Origin of the sequence: Levilactobacillus muriae, from assembly GCF_045862015.1 — a bacterium.
Classification (GTDB): Bacteria; Bacillota; Bacilli; order Lactobacillales; family Lactobacillaceae; genus Levilactobacillus; species Levilactobacillus muriae.
The window spans coordinates 76,840-94,127 of sequence record NZ_BAAFRU010000005.1; the positions used below are offsets into that span (position 1 = coordinate 76,840).

Sequence of the window (17,288 nt, forward strand, 5' to 3'; positions counted from 1 at the left end):
CAGGAAGAGGAGTGAGTCCAACGGAAAAGCGAAATTTAATTTTAGCATTTGAATCAAGTTGTGACGAGACCAGTGTCGCCGTTATCGAGGACGGCCATAAGATTTTGTCTAACATCGTGGCGACCCAGATCAAGAGTCACCAACGGTTTGGTGGGGTCGTTCCCGAAGTTGCCAGTCGGCATCATATTGAAGAGGTAACCCTGTGTATCAAGGATGCCTTGGCCGAGGCTGAAGTGGGGTACACTGACTTGGACGCCGTGGCGGTGACATACGGTCCCGGGCTAGTTGGTGCCCTGTTGATTGGTGTCACGGCTGCCAAAACGGTTGCCTTTGCCCACAACTTACCGTTGATTCCGGTCAACCATATGGCCGGGCACATTTACGCGGCCCGTTACGTGGAACCTATCGAATTTCCAGCATTGGCTTTGCTGGTTTCCGGTGGTCATACTGAATTGGTCTACATGCCAGCTGAGAATCAATTTGAAATTATCGGTGAGACGCGGGATGACGCTGCCGGTGAAGCTTACGACAAGGTTGGCCGGGTCATGGGCGTTAACTATCCAGCCGGGAAGACCGTTGACGAATGGGCACATCAGGGGAAAGATACGTTTAAATTTCCTCGTGCCATGGAAAAGGATGACAACTTTGACTTTAGCTTCAGTGGGTTGAAGAGTGCCTTTATCAACACGACGCATCATGCTGATCAGATCGGTGAAACGCTAAGCAAACAGGATCTCGCCGCTAGTTTCCAGCAAGCCGTTGTGGACGTATTAGCCGAAAAGACCAAGCATGCATTAGCTGACTATCCAGTGCATCAGCTGATCCTAGCTGGTGGGGTTGCCGCCAATCAAGGGCTGCGTGAACGGTTAGAACGTGATTTGCAGAGCAACCCAACGACTCACCTGGTCAAGGCACCGTTGAAGTTATGTGGAGACAACGCTGCCATGATTGGGGCCTTCGCCTATGTGGCCTACCAACATGGCGTCTTCGCAGATGCCACGTTGAACGCCGACCCAAGCCTGGAGTTTGATTGGGCAACAGATTCTGTAAAATAATTATGATAACTAGAGGAGGACGTCCCATGAATCAAGCCGAATTGTTTGCCTATCGCCTGTACCAACAGGGATTGTTAACAACGAGCGCTGAAGTTGCGGCGCCCTTTTTTAATAGTGTGGGTATTCAAGCACAGAACCAACGCGCCGCAGAGCTCAACGTGGCTTTGCAAACGGGAATAAAACGATCGAAACTCCTGACGTTTTATCAGGAACATGGCATTGTACGGTCGTGGGCGCAACGCTGGACAATTCATTTGCTGACGCCCACGGACTTACGGCTAGTCGTGTCCGCGCGTCAAAAGGAACGTTTGCCCAAGGCTTATTTTTTAGGCGCTGAAGCTCACGTGCGCGCGGCGGCCACTGCAATCGATGACTTGCTGCAGCAAGAAGGTCAGCTGACGCGGACAGCATACACCGAATACCTGCAGGCAACCTTTGATTGGTATGTCGATCGCCCACACAACTTTGACTATGCTGTCCTGCAGGTATTGACGGCGCAGGGGCGGTTACAGATGGCACCGGCAGTTATCGGGCAGGACTGGACGTTACTGGCACCGCCAACCCTTGAATTACGGGATCAGCAGACCGCGACGACGGAATTGCTTCGGCGATACCTGCACGGCTTTGGTCCAGCCACAATGGCCGATTTCGTGAAGTGGTCTGGCATTAAGGTCGGCCAGGTTCGGTCGGCCTGGCAAACGGTCTTACCGGAGTTGACACCTGTGACGGTTGACCAGGAGCAGCTCTGGACGATTGCCCCAGTTTCCAGCGGAGAACTTACGGCGATCACGGATCAAGTGGCTCATCTGACCGTGATTGCGGCCAGTTTTAGCTCGCCAATGACGGGGTACCGGAATAAGTCCTGGTTGGCGCCAGAGCAAGTACGCCAACGATTGTGGTCGAAGAACGGGATCCTCCGTGCACCGATTATCGCGAATGGTGCTGTGGTGGGCAAGTGGACGACACGAATCAACCGGCAGCAGATTACCTTTATCGTCGAGAGTTGGGGGCCGTTCGACCGCAATCAGTTGGAGGAAGACTTCGATCGGATAGCACGGTTCCTACAGCTCGACTACGCCGGGTTTATCAAAGCCTGACAGTTGGCTACATGGTCTAAATTAGTGCACCAAAATTAGGCTGTAACGCCGTGAGTAGGACGCCGCCAGCCTTAGAAGCGGGCGGTCAGCTCGCTTTGAACCGCCCAACCCGCGTTTCAAAGTTGCCATTTTCCAAGTTAATCCACTTAGAAAAATGAAAAAAGAGCCTGGGACAAAACCCCAGACTCTTTTTTCGCTCTCCTAAACTATATTGCTGAAACGTGGGCCAGAAGGCAGCTGACTCCGCTATCAGCCTTAATGCTCGCCAGCTAACCGTCTTTTGTCCCACTCTCCCGTGTTTAGATGGTTTAATCGTCAAACGCTTCCAGTTCCAAGCTCTTCTCTGTCCAAGTATCTTCAGTCTCGCTGAGCTGCGTGGTCACGGCCGTAAGTTGTTCCTGAAGGTCGGCGAGCTTGCCGGCGTCGTTAAAGTTTTGTTCCTTACTCATTTCGGTTTCAATAACAGTCTTTTGTTTTTCCAAGTCACTCATTTGATCTTCCAAGGCGGTGACCTGACGACTCAGCTTACGTTTTGCTTTTGCCTGATCTTTCTGTGCCTGGTAGTCAATCTGGGTTTGCTTGGGAACATCGATCGTGGGGTGGGCAGCCTCGGCCTCGGCAGCTTCCTTGGCGGCGTATGCGTCCTGTTCAGCTTTCTTAGACACGTAGTAATCGTAGTTTCCAAGGTAACGTGTAGTGCCCTCAGGACTCAGTTCGACGACTTGAGTTGCCACTTGATTGATGAAATAGCGGTCATGAGAAACGAATAGGATGGTGCCATCGAAGTCATTCAATGCAGTCTCCAAGACTTCTCGGCTGTCGATGTCCAAATGATTGGTAGGTTCATCCAGCATGAGAAAGTTGTCATGTTGCAAGGCTAATCTTGTCAGCAGCAGGCGCGCCCGTTCACCACCACTTAGGCTATGAACACTCTTGTCGACATCGCTACCGGTGAAGAGAAAGCTCCCGAGAATTGAGCGAATATCGCCCTCGGGTGTTGTGGGATGATCATCCCACAGCTCGTGCAGCACGGACTTTTTGTCGTGCAGTGTGGCCTGATCCTGGTCGTAGTAACCGGTATCGACACCGGTACCGAAGATAATTTGTCCCTGAATAGCTGGAATCCGACCGAGGATCGTTTTGAGCAGGGTGGACTTTCCGATACCGTTGGGGCCGACGATGGCGACGGCCTGATGTTTCTTAATGTCTAGGGTAACTGGCGCCGCTAGAATCTCACCGTCGTAACCCACGGCGCCATTGACGACATCCAGCACGACGTTGCCACTCTGGCGTTTCGGTCGAAAACTGAAACGGGCGGCTTTTTCGTCGCCTTCAGGTCGAACCATTTTGTCCATTTTATCCAATTGCTTGCGCCGAGCTTGTGCCCGTTTGGTGGTAGATGCTCGGACGATGTTCTTGTTGACGAAGTCTTCTAGCTTACCGATCTCGGCTTGCTGCTTGTCATATTCTTTCCAAGCTAAACGCAACCGTTCCGCTTTAGCGGCAATGTAGTGTGAATAGTTGCCAGGGTAGTGGTCGAGGCCACCGTGTGCCATATCATAGACGTCGTTGACAACGTGATCGAGGAAGTACCGGTCATGGGAGACGACGAGGATGGCACCAGGGTAACCTTGCAGGTAGCCTTCCAACCAGGTCAATGTTTCGACATCCAAGTGGTTGGTGGGTTCGTCCAAGATCAAGAGGTCGGGCCGTTCCAAAAGTAATTTAGCAAGTGCCAGCTGGGTTCGCTGTCCACCGGAAAGTTCATTAATTGGCTTGTCATAGTAGCTTTCGTCAAATTCGAATCCGTGAAGGACACCACGAATTTCTGCCTGATAGCCGTAACCGTTCTGGTCGCTGAAATCCTGCTGGAGCTGATCGTAGCTTGCTGAAATTTGCGCGAATTGTTCCTGATCAGCGGTCACGGTGGGATCACTCATCTGTTGTTCCAGCTCGTGCATCCGATTTTCCATGGCAATGAGTTTAGCGAAGACGCTGAGCATTTCGTCCCAGACGGTCTTGGTTGAGGCAAGGCCGGCGTTCTGCGCTTGGTAGCCCAAGGTCAGGCCACGCTTAGTCGTAATCTGACCGATATCTGGTGTAGTTTCGCCAGCAATCATTTTTAATAGGGTTGATTTTCCGGCACCGTTGCGGCCGACGAGGGCCACCCGTCCGTGCTCAGGGACGTCCATACTGACATTTTCGAACAGGACGGCGGCACCGAAGCGCCGGGTAACTTGTTGGACTTGTAAAAGAATCACGGTAAGCCAACCTCCTTTAGTGGTTTTGTATGTTAGTTTTTAGAGTTAGGATTGCATTGAAAGATCGCCGTTGTCACGAAGTTGCCAGCTTGCTTGAATTTAAACACCGCCGATAATTTGAGATGAGGTATCGCGGTTTCCGGTAATTGTGGGTGAAATTACCTTAGCAACAAAGGAAGACAGGGAACACTGATACCCACTATTTTAGCATATTCTCGAGAGAGACCGAAATTACGATTTAAATAGTGAAAAAAACTTGCAAATTCTTTCACAAGATGAACGGTTATGCTATAATCTATAAGAAAGTTGATTTCACAATCCAGACAATTATTTAAATATGAGGCTATCGCTTGTGAACGGTAGCCAGTTTCTTTGATTAGGAGGTCTCGTTTTTGACAGAACAAAAAATTCCCCGGGCGACAGCCAAGCGCTTGCCCATCTACTACCGTTACCTGAACATCCTATTAGACGCAGATAAAACCCGGGTGTCTTCGACTGAATTGTCCGAAGCCGTTAAGGTCGATTCCGCAACAATTCGTCGGGACTTCTCGTATTTTGGAGCCCTCGGTAAACGGGGCTATGGTTATGATGTTGAAAGTTTAATCAAGTTTTTTAAGAAAATTTTGAATCAGGACCGCTTAACCAGCGTGGCCCTGATTGGGGTGGGAAATCTGGGCCACGCTTTACTCAACTTCAATTTTCATCAGGACAGTAACGTGCGGATCAGTGCTGCTTTTGACGTGAAGCAAGAGATTGCCAACACGATTCAAAGTGGTGTGCCCATCTATCCAATGACTGATTTACGCACGCAACTGGAAGAACAACAGATTGAAGTGGCCATCTTGACCGTACCATCCCAGGTGGCACAAGAGGTAACCGATGAGGCCGTGTCTGGCGGTGTCAAAGGTATCTTGAACTTCACACCACTGCGGATCACCGTACCGAAGGGCGTTCGCGTGCAAAACGTGGACTTGACCAACGAGCTTCAAACGTTGATTTATTTCCTGGAACACTACAATAATCTAAACTAATGATTGAATCGCAGTCCTCATCTGAGGATTGCGATTTTTTTTGGAACAGGACGTCTAGACCAAATGGCTGACTATTGGAAAATCTGAAATTCGCTAAGCCTCTCAGCCACACAGGATAGCGCGTGGTTGGCGTACTGAATCGAGGAATTTGTTTGTCAAATTCCTTGATTTTTAGAGGGAAAAACCATATATTAGATATTGTTGATTAGCACTTATGTTAGTCAAGTGCTAACAGTGCTAATAAGTAAGTTCATTGGAGGGATTCAAGTGTTAAAACCATTAGGAGACCGCGTCATTTTGGATCAACCAGAAGAAGAAGAAACCACGGTTGGCGGTATTGTGCTCGCAAGTAACGCTCAAGAAAAGCCACAAACGGCAAACGTTGTCGCTGTCGGTGATGGCCGTGTGTTAGACAATGGCGAAAAGGTAGCCCCAACTGTTAAGGTTGGCGACAAGGTATTGTTCGACAAGTATTCCGGTACCGAAGTTAAGTATCAAGACACGACTTACCTTGTTTTACACGAAAAGGACTTAGTCGCAGTCGTTGATTAATCCCGTTTCCACTTAAGAAGACTATCCAAGATAATTCAAAAATTTTAGTATGAGGTGAATTTTTAAAATGGCTAAAGAATTAAAATTTTCTGAAGACGCTCGCAGTAAGATGCTTGCCGGTGTTGATAAGTTAGCTGATACGGTTAAGACAACCCTTGGACCTAAGGGACGTAACGTGGTTCTGGAACAAAGCTACGGCAACCCAACCATCACGAATGATGGGGTAACGATTGCTAAGTCCATCGAACTCGAAGATCACTTCGAAAACATGGGTGCTAAGTTGGTTTCTGAAGTTGCTTCTAAGACCAACGATATCGCTGGTGATGGGACGACCACTGCCACTGTTTTGACGCAAGCTATCGTTAACGAAGGTATGAAGAACGTCACTGCTGGTGCTAACCCTGTTGGTATCCGTCGTGGGATCGAAAAAGCTACGAAGGCTGCCGTTGATGGGTTACACAAGATGTCCCATGACGTTAAGACTAAGGAAGATATCGCGCAAATCGCTTCTATTTCATCAGCTAGCCCAGAAACTGGGAAGCTAATTGCTGACGCTATGGAAAAGGTTGGTAACGATGGGGTCATCACGATTGAAGAATCCCGTGGTGTTGATACCAGCTTAGACGTTGTTGAAGGGATGCAATTCGACCGTGGGTACATGTCACAATACATGGTTACCGACAACGACAAGATGGAAGCAAACTTGGACAATCCTTACATCTTAATCACTGACAAGAAGATCGCTAACATTCAGGATATTTTGCCATTACTGCAATCAGTTGTTGAACAAAGCCGTTCACTCTTGATCATTGCCGATGACATCACTGGTGAAGCCTTACCTACCTTGGTCTTGAACAAGATGCGTGGGACCTTTAACGTTGTTGCTGTCAAGGCTCCTGGCTTTGGTGATCGTCGTAAGGCGACCTTGCAAGATGTTGCCGTTTTGACTGGTGGGACTGTCATCACCGATGACTTGGGCCTTAACCTGAAGGACACGACTATCGATCAATTGGGTCAAGCACAAAAGGTCAACGTTACCAAGGATAACACCACGGTCGTTGAAGGTGCTGGTGCCAAGGATCAAATCGCTGCCCGGGTTGCTGAAATCAAGGGCCAAATCGAAGAAACGACTTCTGACTTCGACCGTGATAAGTTGAAGGAACGTCTGGCTAAGTTAGCCGGTGGGGTTGCCGTTGTTCGTGTCGGTGCCGCAACTGAAACTGAATTAAAGGAACGTAAATACCGCATTGAAGATGCTTTGAACGCAACGCGTGCCGCTGTTGAAGAAGGCTTCGTTGCTGGTGGTGGGACTGCTTTGATCAATGTGATCAAGGATGTTGCTGCTGTTGAAGCAGAAGGCGATGAATTGACCGGGGTTAACATCGTTCTCCGTGCATTGGAAGAACCCGTTCGTCAAATCGCTGAAAATGCTGGTGTTGAAGGCTCCGTTGTTGTTGAACACCTGAAGGGTGAAAAGGAAGGCATTGGTTACAACGCCGCCGATAATAACTACGAAGACATGGTTAAGGCCGGGATCACCGACCCAACCAAGGTTACCCGTTCTGCTCTGCAAAACGCTGCATCCGTTTCTGCGCTGTTGTTAACGACTGAAGCCGTTGTGGCTGACAAGCCAGATGACAACCCAGCACCTGCAGCTCCTGCTAACCCAGGTATGGGCGGCATGATGTAAAACTTAATCACTAGCTCGCTAGTGTGAAATGAAGAAGCCAACCGGCGATTGTCGGTTGGCTTCTTTGCGCTATGTTAGGTTAGTCAGTTAGACGGTGAGCTTACTGGCTTTTGTTAGGTCAGCAAGAGTTGTTGTCGGTGGTGTGAAGGGCTGAAGCTCACCGATTGCCACAAGATTACCAACCTTGTCGATGAAGGTTTCAATGTCATCATCGGGGGCCACACCGTGGAAATCGCCGAAACCGTATTGCCACCATTTCAGAGCAATCAATCGGTCAATCGTTGCGGTGGAAAAGCGGAATTTTAAAATACGAGCGGGCGCGCCCCCCACTACAGCGTACGGGGGCACATCTTTGGTGACAACGGCACCGCCAGCAATCACTGCACCATCACCAATCGTGACACCGGTGGGCGCAAATAGAACGTCCTGACCGATCCAGACGTCATTCCCAATGATAAGTGGACGACCATTGGGAATGGGGTTTGGCCTGCAATCAAATGTGTTGTGGGTATCAGCCAGATAGTCATTGAAGGCATCAACCCAGTAACCATAAGTCAGCATGGACGTGGTGAATCTCTCTGTGGGATGGCTGCCCTGCATCCGAGCGACGTTGTGGGCAATGGAAGAGTAGCGACCGACAATGGTGTTCACGGGAAGATCACTGTTGGCAGAACTGAAGGCGCCCATACTAAAGAGGTGGTTACCCTTCAGAAAGATACTGTAAGTTTCAGCTTGTAGTGCTACTGGAACTTGAAGAAAATCGTCGGGGTGAAGACGTGGACCATTGCTTTTTCGAGCTACTGTATAGATATGATGGGTGGCAAGAAGATCGGCAATCGCCGGGGTGAAGGGGATTACCTTTCGACGATGTGACTGAGAGGCCACTAAATTGTCTTGAAAAAAGGTAACGCCGTTGATTAGGGTAGACATGACTGCACTTCCTTTGTACGCATCATACTATAAATCCCCTAAAAGGTGATAAGCTTGTGAGAGGATGAGTTTGTTTAGCTAATTAATATATTTATCATTAACAGGTGTTCAGTCGCAATAGGGGTTGACGGCCGTAACTAAAAGTGGCCGGATCCTTAGCCGTATCCGGGATCGGCAAATACTCACAAATTTTTGTGAAAACGCTGAATAGTAAATGAAGCGCTTTCTTATGCCGTGGGGCAACAAAGTTTAAAGAGTAGGCAAATTTCATGACCACATCATTTGCAGTTTTCTTAGTTGCTAAGCTGAACAAGAGTGGTATTGTGGAGCTAGTTGTAGTAGAATTACGTTTGCGTTTGAAATTGAAACGATTATAGAGACTTTAAAAAGCGGGTGTAGACCCGTTTTCATTATTTATGGAGATAAGGGGTAAGTAGTCATGTGGCGTTATTTAAAGCGGGTTTTAATTGGTAAACCCCTAAAGACCATGGATGAAGGCGGTCAGGCGTTGACCAAGTTTAAGGCACTAGCCTTACTGTCATCTGACGCGTTATCTTCCGTAGCTTATGGTACTGAGCAAATTACTACAGTCTTAATCACCTTATCCGCGGCGGCCTTGATGTATCAATTGTGGGTTGCGGCGTTGGTCTTAATTCTGCTGTTTGCGATCACGCTTTCTTACCAACAGATCATTCATGCCTATCCATCCGGTGGTGGTGCCTACGTGGTTGCCAGTACCAACTGGGGGCAATCGGCGGGGTTAGTTGCCGGAGGATCATTGTTGGTCGATTATATGCTGACCGTGGCCGTTTCAACGACATCTGGAACCGAGGCCATTACCTCAGCGATTCCAGCGTTGTCGCCATACTCGGTGTTGATCTCAGTCCTTATTGTGATTGGCATCATGCTGTTAAATCTACGGGGAATGCGGGAGTCGGCGGCATTTCTGACGGGACCAGTTTATTTCTTCATTCTGATGATTTTCATCATGATCGGTGTCGGCTTCTACAATATCGTGACGGGGAACATCACCTTCCATGCTTCGGCACGGTTAGGTGGCTCTGTTTCCGGCATGACGTTGTTGCTGTTCTTACGGGCGTTCTCGTCTGGGTCTTCCTCCCTGACCGGGGTTGAAGCACTCAGTAACGCGGTGCCAAACTTCAAGAAGCCGAAGAGTCATAATGCGGCGGCAACACTGGCCATTATGGCAACGATTTTGGCCATCTTCTTTGGCGGTATCACGTTCCTCAGTTACTATATGGGGGTTCGACCACAGGCCGGTCAAACGGTCCTCTCACAGATTGCGAGCGGCGTTTTTGGCCATGGGGCCATTTACTATCTTCTGCAATTATCCACGGCACTGATTTTAGCCGTTGCGGCCAATACCGGGTTTTCGGCTTTCCCAATTCTGGCGTATAACTTGGCTAAGGATAAATTCTTACCACACGCGTACTTGGACCGGGGGGACCGGTTGGGTTACTCCAACGGAATCATTTCCCTGGCGGTTGGGGCCATCGTCCTGATTTTCATCTTCCACGGGCAAACGACACTCCTGATTCCGCTGTATGCAATTGGGGTTTTCGTGCCATTTATCCTGTCACAATCCGGGATGATCATCCACTGGTTCCGAACACGTGAGGGCTTTTGGATGGGCAAAGCCTTTATCAACTTTATTGGGGCGTTAATTTCATTAACATTGGTTCTCATTCTGTTATTCTTGCGCTTTGTCAACGTTTGGCCATACCTGATCATCATGCCGCTGTTACTCCTGCTGTTCAACCGGATTCACCAGCACTATAAGAAGGTTGCACGGCAACTGCGGGTGGCAGCGAAGACCAAGGCCGATATGCATGAGTATGATGGTGCAACGGTTATCGTCCTCGTTAGCAACATAACACGAGTGACGGCTGGTGCCATCAACTATGCACGGTCCATCGGGGACTATGTGATTGCGATGCATGTGTCCTTCGATGAGAATCCAGAGAAGGAACATAAGACAGCGCAGGAATTCAAGGAGGAGTTCCCGGATATTCGGTTCGTGGATATTCACTCGTCCTACCGATCCATTGCGACACCAACGCTACGTTTCTGTGACGTGATTGCCAAACGGGCGGTTGAACGAAACTTTACCACGACGGTCTTGGTGCCACAGTTCGTGCCACGGCATCCTTGGCAAAATATCCTGCATAACCAAACGGCATTGCGCTTACGGACAACGCTGAATTCACGGGAAAATATTATCGTATCGACGTATAACTATCACTTGAAAGAGTAGTGGGCTGAGGGGAGTAGGACAAACGGCGTCAGCTACCGTCTGTCCCACGTTTCAGCAAGATAGCTTTGAAGAGCAATAAAGAAGTCTGGGGGGTGTCCCCAGGCTTTTTTTAGTGTCTTTTGTCAGCCAGTGTGGCTGGCGGTATTTTCAGAGACCTAATCGCTTGTGATCAGGATAAATCCCGTTAAATCAACGATGCTTAGAACCTTTGCTAGGCAAGCTGCTAGAACTTTGCTATGCTAAGGGCACTTATTACAAGGGGGCACCACCATGGAATTCGGGGAACGGTTAAAACAAACACGGCAACAACAAGACTTAACACAAGCGACGGTCGCAGACGCGCTACACGTCTCACGGCAGACCATTTCGAGTTGGGAAACGGGGAACAGCTATCCAGACATTGACAGCCTGCTGCAACTCAGTGATATTTATCAGTTATCGTTAGACACGCTGCTGAAAGAGGACCACGGCATGACGGATACCTTGCGAAAATCGGATGTCTTGCAGGCCATTCAACCGCCCCTGCATAATTTATCTGTGATCAACTTCATCTCGATCACTGTCCTCATGTTTGCGGATCAGTTGTCTTCTGTCGCGGGTATTTTCTTGTTAACGGCTCTGTTGAATATATTGGCGTTAAATAAGATGACAGCCTTTGCCAACACCTTGGTTCAGGAGGACCGCTATACCCGGTGGCAAAAACGACGGATATGGATTGTTCTGTTAGGCGTTCTGGCCACGATTGGTGCGGTTTGGGCTTGGACTACGCAGCGCTCTGGATGGGCTACGGACTTCACGCTCTATGCGGCCTGCTGCTGGGGAAGCATTTTCTACGCTGAAGTCGGGCATTTCAAGGCGCCGGTCGTTTCATAATCCTAAGGTGTCACGCAAACACAAAGCGACTCTTTCTGGCCATTACAGGCGTGGAAGAGTCGCTTTTTTTCTGAAGATTGAAAGTATGCGAACGATGTTCAACCCTCGATTAACAGGGTTCACAGATTGAGAGCAGTTGCCTGTGACTGCCAGAGATTCTAGCATCTGTGGGGGCAGCCTATTTGTTGACGTCTCAGCGCAGGCCAACCAGAGAAGCGAATGGCGGAACTAAGAGGTCGACGACGATTGAAATGATGACGACGGCAATCGAAGCCATGGATCCTTGGATCGAGCCCAATTGCACAGCCTTGGCCGAACCGACCGTGTGACCGGCAGTTCCCAGCCCTAACCCAGCGCCAATCGGATCCTTGTCGATCCGGAAGAACTTGACTAGCCAGTCACCCAAGGCGTAGATGATGACTGAATTCAGGATACAGGCAGTCGCAGTGACCGCTCCAACGCCACCGATGGCATTGGAGATAGGCATTGCAATGGCCGTCGTGGCGGCTTGCGGCAGCATTGAAGCAATCCCTACTGTATCGAGTCCAATGAGCTTAGCGGCCTCGTAAATCACTAATAACGAGATGCTGAGTCCAATGATCAGGGACAGAATGATTTCGAGCCAATACTTTTTGACGATATCGTTTCGTCGATATAGGGGGACGGCAAAAGCAATCGTTGCCGGGTTCAGGAACCAGAAGATGATGTCACCCCCGGGTTTGTAGGCCGATCGGTAGAAGTTTGCCGTGGTCGTGCCAAAGGTTTTGGCGAGGAGAAATAGGACGAAGATTCCCAGAACCATCCCCACAAATAGGGGTTGGAAGAGGAAGAATCCCTTGCTGATTTTGAAGAGCCATTGGCCGATTAAGTAAACGACGAGTGACAAGAAGATGCCAAAGATGGCATTACCAGCGGTGGAGCCGTCAGCGTTGGTCCCGAGACCATCGCCAAGCCATTTGCCCCACAACGCTAAATTGGGGTTTTCCGCTAAAATAATCATTTTATAACCTTCTTAATTTAGGTGCTAAAGGGTCGACTCCTGTTCGGCCGCTGTTGCGCGGTGGAACAGGTGCTGACGAATCCAGATCAACCCGACGGCGGTGTAGCTGACCAGCACCAACATAACGATGGTGGCGATAAGCACTACCGCAGTAATTTGAAGTCCCTGGGCCTTTAAAATATCCAGGCTGGCGGCGAGTTGAACACCGGCAGGGACGAAGAGAAAAGCAATCAGGCTGATCATAAAATCAGCGAATTTTTCAACTTGACGTAATTTTAGGATGTGAGTGGCCAGTAGGATGTAGAGAATCACGATCCCAATCACTGGCGTAGGCACGGGAAGGGAGGCTGGGAACAGGGGTGAAATGAGGCTTGCCACGAATAAGATGGCAGCGAAGATACTCATTTGGCCCAGAATTGGTGTGGGGTGTTCCTCGACAGCCCCCGGAGACGTGGTGTGGTTAGTCGAAGCCAAGATAAAATCTCCTTTCGAGTCGAAGCATACTGCGACGATTGCGGAGATTTCACAAAGAAGACCTTGGCAGAGGCAACGTGAAACTTGCTGTGAAACCGCTCTCAATCGCTCATAATCATTATATGGGATTTGAGCGGAATGCACAAGGACAATCTGTGGTATGACGCGGTTTGTACGTTGGCTTGTGCAGTGAATTGAGCCTGCAAGTAGCGAGCCTAGGTTTCAAAAAGCTTTTCAGGATAACTATTTTTTCACAAGCCATTGGTTTCATCGTTAAATGTCGAAGATTGGTCAAAAAAAGAGTGAGAGATTGGTCTGCGCTCTTTCGATTCGCGTTACTTTAAGCCCATAAAGGCGGCAAAAGGTGGCACGACGATATCAACCACAATTGAAATGATAACAACGGCAATTGAGGCCATGGAACCCTGAATGGATCCCAGTTGCAAGGCCTTAGCAGAACCGACAGTGTGACCAGCGGTTCCTAAACCGAGGCCGGCACCGATGGGGTCGTTGTTGAGCCGGAAGAATTTAACCAGCCAACCACCCAGCGCGTAAATAATGACGGCGTTGAGGATACAGGCCATAGCCGTGATAGCCGCATTGCCACCCGTTGCCGCCGCAATCGGCATGGCAATTGCAGTCGTGGCTGCTTGTGGTAGCATGGAGGCGATACCAACGTGATTTAAGCCCAGTACGCGTGCTGCCCCGTAAATGAAGAACAGGGAAACCACGAGGCCGATGATGAGCGACAGGGTAATTTCAAGCCAGAAACGCTTGACGATGTCGTTGCGCCGGTACAGGGGAATGGCAAAAGCAATCGTCGCGGGGTTCAGGAACCAGAAGATAATGTCCCCACCTGGTTTGTAGGCCGATTTGTAAAAGTTTGCGGTCGTGGTGCCAAAGACCTTGGCCATTAGGAATAGGATAAAGATCCCAAGAACCATTCCAACGAAGAGGGGCTGGAACAAGAAGAACCCTTTGCCCACTTTAAAGAGCCACTGACCAATCAGATAGACGAACAGAGAAAGAAAGATACCGAAGATAGCATTACCAGCAGAGGCGCCGGCTGCGGTGGTGCCGAGTGCATCACCAAGCCACTTGCCCCAGACCGCCATGTGCGGTGCTGCTGTAAGAATAATCATGGACACTCATCTCTTTTATGCTTTTGAAGAATGAAACGTGATGGGACTGACAGATTGCACCAAAATGTCGTTGGTGCCAACGTCTTTGCTAGGACTTGACTTCAACGCTGCGGTGGAAAACGTGCTTACGAATCCAAATCATACCAGCTGTGGTGTAAGCGACAACGACGAGCATGACGATCGTCGCAATCAGGACGACACTGACGATTTGAATCCCCTGAGCCTTGAGAATATCAAGGCTGGCGGCCAGTTGAATCCCAGATGGGACGAAGAGAAAGGCAATCAAACTGATCATAAAATCACCAAACTTTTCAACGTTCCGTAGCTTGACGATGTGGGACGCCAATAACAGGTAGAGAATAATCAATCCGATAACCGGCGTCGGTACGGGAAAGGATGGCGGGAACAGGGGTGAAATTAAACTGGAGACGAACAAAACTGCAGCGAAGATGGCCATCTGCACAATAATGGGGGATGGCTTCTCTTCAGCGGTGACTTCCGTTTGGGGAACTTTATCTTGGCTAGCCATAGAAAAATCTCCTTTCAATGAAGCACTAAATTCGACCAACAATTGCCAAAATTTCACAAGGTAATTAGGCGCCAATTATAAAAATATCAATAAGAACTTAATTGCTCCTGAACTAACCACATTATATGGGGCTAGCTCCGAATACACAAGCTTAATCTCCGCCGTTTCGGCGATTGTTGGATATTTATATACTTATAATTAACGGATGCTACTAGGCATTTGTTTTCATTGGTTTTTCGCTGAACTAACTAAGCTCTGAATAGTGTAGTTGTGCTTGTGAAAAGTGTTGAGGGCACTTGTAAACCTTAACTTTTCTGAACATTCTTAAAATGGCGGTTGTGTTTAATTTAGGAGATTTGTATAATTAGCAAAAGATATGTAGAAAAGAAAGAGGACACTTTATGAGATTTGAGATTATTGTTAGCTTATTTGCTACCATGATTATCTCCGCAGTCCTAACGCCGTTTGTACGCCGCTTTGCGTTTCAAATTGGTGCGGTGGATAAACCGAATCAACGACGGGTCAACAAGGTGCCAATGCCGACACTGGGTGGTCTGGCCATCTTCATTGCGTTTACCTTCTCAACCATGTTTCTCTTGCGCGATCAAATGCCGACGCAACAGTTGTGGGGCCTGTTCGGCGGTGAGTGTATTATCATCGCGGGTGGTATGATTGATGATGTTTTTGAATTAAAGCCACGTCAGAAAGTGATGTTCCAATTAGCCGCTGCGTTGGAAGTCTACTTTGTGGCGGGCGTTCGAATGCGCTACCTGACGTTGCCCTTTATTGGTGTCTGGCATTTTGGCTGGTTGGCTTTGCCTATCACGTTGCTGTGGATTGTGGCTATTGTCAATGCCATTAACCTGATCGACGGACTCGACGGGCTGGCAACGGGGGTTTCCATTATTGCGCTGACGACGACCGGGATCATTGGTCTCTTCTTCCTCAACGTGGCGAATACTTGGGTTGCTATTATGATCTTTGCCTTGGTTGCTGCGATGGTGGGTTTCTTACCCTATAATTTCTTTCCAGCCCGCATATACTTGGGGGACACCGGGGCCCAATTTATTGGGTTCATGATTGCCTGTTTCTCACTGTATGGCTTGAAGAATGTTACCTTTATTTCCGTAATCATCCCCGTGATCATTTTGGGGGTTCCCATTACGGATACCGTGTACGCGATGATTCGGCGGATTTTAAACAAGCAGCCCATTTCACATGCTGACAAACACCATCTGCATCACCGCTTGATGCAACTGGGACTAACACACCGGCAAACGGTGCTGGTGATTTACGGAATTGCCCTGATTTTCTCCTTTATTTCACTGCTGTATCCGTTATCGACGATTGTGGGTTCGGTCCTCTTGACGATTGCCATTCTGATAGGTTTGGAACTGTTCGTTGAGGCAATTGGGTTAGTGGGATCGAATCGCCAGCCGTTATTGCACTGGATCAAGCGAATTGTGAAGCAATTGACGTCTAAAAATTCAGATTAAACGAATAGAGTGGGATAAAAGACGGTTAGCTGCCTTCTGTCGCACGTTTCATCAATATAGCTTTGGAGAGCCAAAAAAGTCTGGGGTTTTGACCCAGACTTTTTTTGACGTTTAGGGATGCTGACTCTTGGTCGTTCAGCCTCCGCGGTGGCAGAATCTGTGGCCATCGTAGGTAGCAACCGACAATTTTGAGGTGAACTTAGTCCGTTTCCCGATTGCTGGCGTGGATTTCGACCGGGACCTCGTGGTAGTCGATCTCACCTATGGTAACCGTCAGCCGATTACTGAGGAGGTCCGTGATCGCCTGTTGCGTGGCCTCAACTTTATCCAGATCAACAGCAATAGTTACCGCCACGGCATCTGTGTAGGTGGTATCGAGCGTGGTAATTTTTTCTTCGGTCAGGTAATGACTCAGTCGGTCGTAATTGGCGTAATCAACCGTCAGGGTCAGGGCACGTTGCCGCACGCGTTTAACCACGCCAACGGCTTCGATTGCCGTTGAAGTGGCGTTACTGTAGGCACGGATTAGACCGCCAGCACCCAGCTTGATACCGCCAAAATACCGGGTGACGACGGCAATCACGTTGTGGAGCTGATTGCGTTGTAGCACCGTTAGAATGGGAACACCAGCGGTTCCTGAAGGCTCACCGTTATCACTTTCCCGTTGAATCTCATCGTGTTCACCCAAAACGTAGGCCCAACAATGATGGTTGGCCTTGGGTTCGCGCTTGCTGACGGTGTCCAGAAATGCCTTGGCCTCGTCCTCAGTCGAAATACGGGCAATGTCGGTGATGAATCGGGATTTTTTGATTTCTAAGGCGTGTCGGCCGGTCGTTTGAATCGTTAAGTAGTCGGTTTCCATAAAAAAACACCTTTCTCGAAA

General features: G+C 49.0%; 15 protein-coding genes. 8 read left to right on the forward strand and 7 right to left on the reverse strand.

Features of this window, described 5'->3' with window-relative positions; all coding sequences use genetic code 11:
- Positions 1-11: 11 nt before the first annotated feature.
- Both tsaD and ACKTSF_RS04645 read left to right on the forward strand, forming a co-directional pair.
- Positions 12-1,055, forward strand: a complete 1,044-nt coding sequence (gene tsaD / locus ACKTSF_RS04640; RefSeq protein ID WP_407887070.1) for a tRNA (adenosine(37)-N6)-threonylcarbamoyltransferase complex transferase subunit TsaD — start codon at positions 12-14, stop codon at positions 1,053-1,055.
- A 26-nt stretch (positions 1,056-1,081) separates the two neighbouring features.
- A complete protein-coding gene (locus ACKTSF_RS04645) occupies positions 1,082-2,152 on the forward strand; it encodes a winged helix DNA-binding domain-containing protein (protein WP_407887072.1) in 1,071 nt (356 codons plus the stop codon).
- A 308-nt stretch (positions 2,153-2,460) separates the two neighbouring features.
- Here ACKTSF_RS04645 and ACKTSF_RS04650 read toward each other — a convergent pair whose 3' ends face one another.
- Entirely contained in the window at positions 2,461-4,413 is a 1,953-nt protein-coding gene (locus ACKTSF_RS04650) for an ABC-F family ATP-binding cassette domain-containing protein (RefSeq protein WP_407887074.1), read from the reverse strand.
- Positions 4,414-4,805: 392 nt separating this feature from the next.
- Between ACKTSF_RS04650 and ACKTSF_RS04655 the strand changes: the two genes are divergently transcribed.
- The 3 genes from ACKTSF_RS04655 (at position 4,806) to groL (ending at position 7,686) form a co-directional block, all read left to right on the forward strand.
- Positions 4,806-5,444, forward strand: coding sequence for a redox-sensing transcriptional repressor Rex (locus tag ACKTSF_RS04655; protein WP_168900013.1), 639 nt, complete (start codon positions 4,806-4,808; stop codon positions 5,442-5,444).
- A 267-nt stretch (positions 5,445-5,711) separates the two neighbouring features.
- Positions 5,712-5,996: a co-chaperone GroES gene (groES, locus tag ACKTSF_RS04660; RefSeq protein WP_407887076.1), complete on the forward strand. Its 285-nt coding sequence runs from the start codon at positions 5,712-5,714 to the stop codon at positions 5,994-5,996.
- A 67-nt stretch (positions 5,997-6,063) separates the two neighbouring features.
- Positions 6,064-7,686 carry a chaperonin GroEL gene (groL, locus tag ACKTSF_RS04665; protein ID WP_407887078.1) on the forward strand — a complete coding sequence of 541 codons (1,623 nt, stop codon included), beginning with the start codon at positions 6,064-6,066 and terminating at the stop codon, positions 7,684-7,686.
- 87 nt (positions 7,687-7,773) lie between these two features.
- On the opposite strand, the gene ACKTSF_RS04670 is transcribed toward groL, so the two are convergent.
- Positions 7,774-8,616, reverse strand: coding sequence for a CatB-related O-acetyltransferase (locus tag ACKTSF_RS04670; RefSeq protein WP_407887080.1), 843 nt, complete (start codon positions 8,614-8,616; stop codon positions 7,774-7,776).
- 439 nt (positions 8,617-9,055) lie between these two features.
- On the opposite strand from ACKTSF_RS04670, the gene ACKTSF_RS04675 reads away from it, so the two are divergent.
- Positions 9,056-10,891 (forward strand): APC family permease, encoded by a 1,836-nt coding sequence (locus ACKTSF_RS04675; protein WP_407887081.1) that lies wholly within the window; start codon positions 9,056-9,058, stop codon positions 10,889-10,891.
- A gap of 270 nt (positions 10,892-11,161) precedes the next feature.
- On the forward strand, positions 11,162-11,764 hold the full coding sequence (locus tag ACKTSF_RS04680; RefSeq protein WP_407887083.1) for a helix-turn-helix domain-containing protein: 603 nt from the start codon (positions 11,162-11,164) through the stop codon (positions 11,762-11,764).
- 193 nt (positions 11,765-11,957) lie between these two features.
- Here ACKTSF_RS04680 and lrgB read toward each other — a convergent pair whose 3' ends face one another.
- The 4 genes from lrgB to ACKTSF_RS04700 all read right to left on the reverse strand — a co-directional run bounded on the left by lrgB (position 11,958) and on the right by ACKTSF_RS04700 (position 14,909).
- The gene (gene lrgB, locus ACKTSF_RS04685) at positions 11,958-12,764 is read right to left on the reverse strand and encodes an antiholin-like protein LrgB (protein WP_407887085.1); all 807 of its coding nucleotides are present in this window, start codon (positions 12,762-12,764) and stop codon (positions 11,958-11,960) included.
- Positions 12,765-12,788: 24 nt separating this feature from the next.
- Positions 12,789-13,238 (reverse strand): CidA/LrgA family protein, encoded by a 450-nt coding sequence (locus ACKTSF_RS04690; RefSeq protein ID WP_407887087.1) that lies wholly within the window; start codon positions 13,236-13,238, stop codon positions 12,789-12,791.
- A 335-nt stretch (positions 13,239-13,573) separates the two neighbouring features.
- On the reverse strand, positions 13,574-14,380 hold the full coding sequence (locus ACKTSF_RS04695; protein ID WP_407887089.1) for an LrgB family protein: 807 nt from the start codon (positions 14,378-14,380) through the stop codon (positions 13,574-13,576).
- A gap of 88 nt (positions 14,381-14,468) precedes the next feature.
- Positions 14,469-14,909, reverse strand: coding sequence for a CidA/LrgA family protein (locus ACKTSF_RS04700; protein ID WP_407887091.1), 441 nt, complete (start codon positions 14,907-14,909; stop codon positions 14,469-14,471).
- Positions 14,910-15,310: 401 nt separating this feature from the next.
- Here ACKTSF_RS04700 and ACKTSF_RS04705 point away from each other — a divergent pair, with 401 nt between their 5' ends.
- Complete coding sequence (locus ACKTSF_RS04705) at positions 15,311-16,405, forward strand: glycosyltransferase family 4 protein (RefSeq protein WP_407887093.1); 1,095 nt, start codon at positions 15,311-15,313, stop codon at positions 16,403-16,405.
- A gap of 199 nt (positions 16,406-16,604) precedes the next feature.
- Here ACKTSF_RS04705 and ACKTSF_RS04710 read toward each other — a convergent pair whose 3' ends face one another.
- Entirely contained in the window at positions 16,605-17,267 is a 663-nt protein-coding gene (locus tag ACKTSF_RS04710) for a YigZ family protein (protein WP_407887095.1), read from the reverse strand.
- Positions 17,268-17,288: the final 21 nt, after the last annotated feature.

Excerpts from the sequence above, each read along its gene's own strand:
- ACKTSF_RS04645 (WP_407887072.1), top strand. The coding sequence starts at position 1,082 with ATGAATCAAGCCGAATTGTTTGCCTATCGCCTGTACCAACAGGGATTG.
- groL (WP_407887078.1), top strand. The coding sequence starts at position 6,064 with ATGGCTAAAGAATTAAAATTTTCTGAAGACGCTCGCAGTAAGATGCTT.
- ACKTSF_RS04670 (WP_407887080.1), bottom strand. The coding sequence starts at position 8,616 with ATGTCTACCCTAATCAACGGCGTTACCTTTTTTCAAGACAATTTAGTG.
- ACKTSF_RS04675 (WP_407887081.1), top strand. The coding sequence starts at position 9,056 with ATGTGGCGTTATTTAAAGCGGGTTTTAATTGGTAAACCCCTAAAGACC.
- ACKTSF_RS04680 (WP_407887083.1), top strand. The coding sequence starts at position 11,162 with ATGGAATTCGGGGAACGGTTAAAACAAACACGGCAACAACAAGACTTA.
- lrgB (WP_407887085.1), bottom strand. The coding sequence starts at position 12,764 with ATGATTATTTTAGCGGAAAACCCCAATTTAGCGTTGTGGGGCAAATGG.
- ACKTSF_RS04695 (WP_407887089.1), bottom strand. The coding sequence starts at position 14,380 with ATGATTATTCTTACAGCAGCACCGCACATGGCGGTCTGGGGCAAGTGG.
- ACKTSF_RS04700 (WP_407887091.1), bottom strand. The coding sequence starts at position 14,909 with ATGGCTAGCCAAGATAAAGTTCCCCAAACGGAAGTCACCGCTGAAGAG.
- ACKTSF_RS04705 (WP_407887093.1), top strand. The coding sequence starts at position 15,311 with ATGAGATTTGAGATTATTGTTAGCTTATTTGCTACCATGATTATCTCC.
- ACKTSF_RS04710 (WP_407887095.1), bottom strand. The coding sequence starts at position 17,267 with ATGGAAACCGACTACTTAACGATTCAAACGACCGGCCGACACGCCTTA.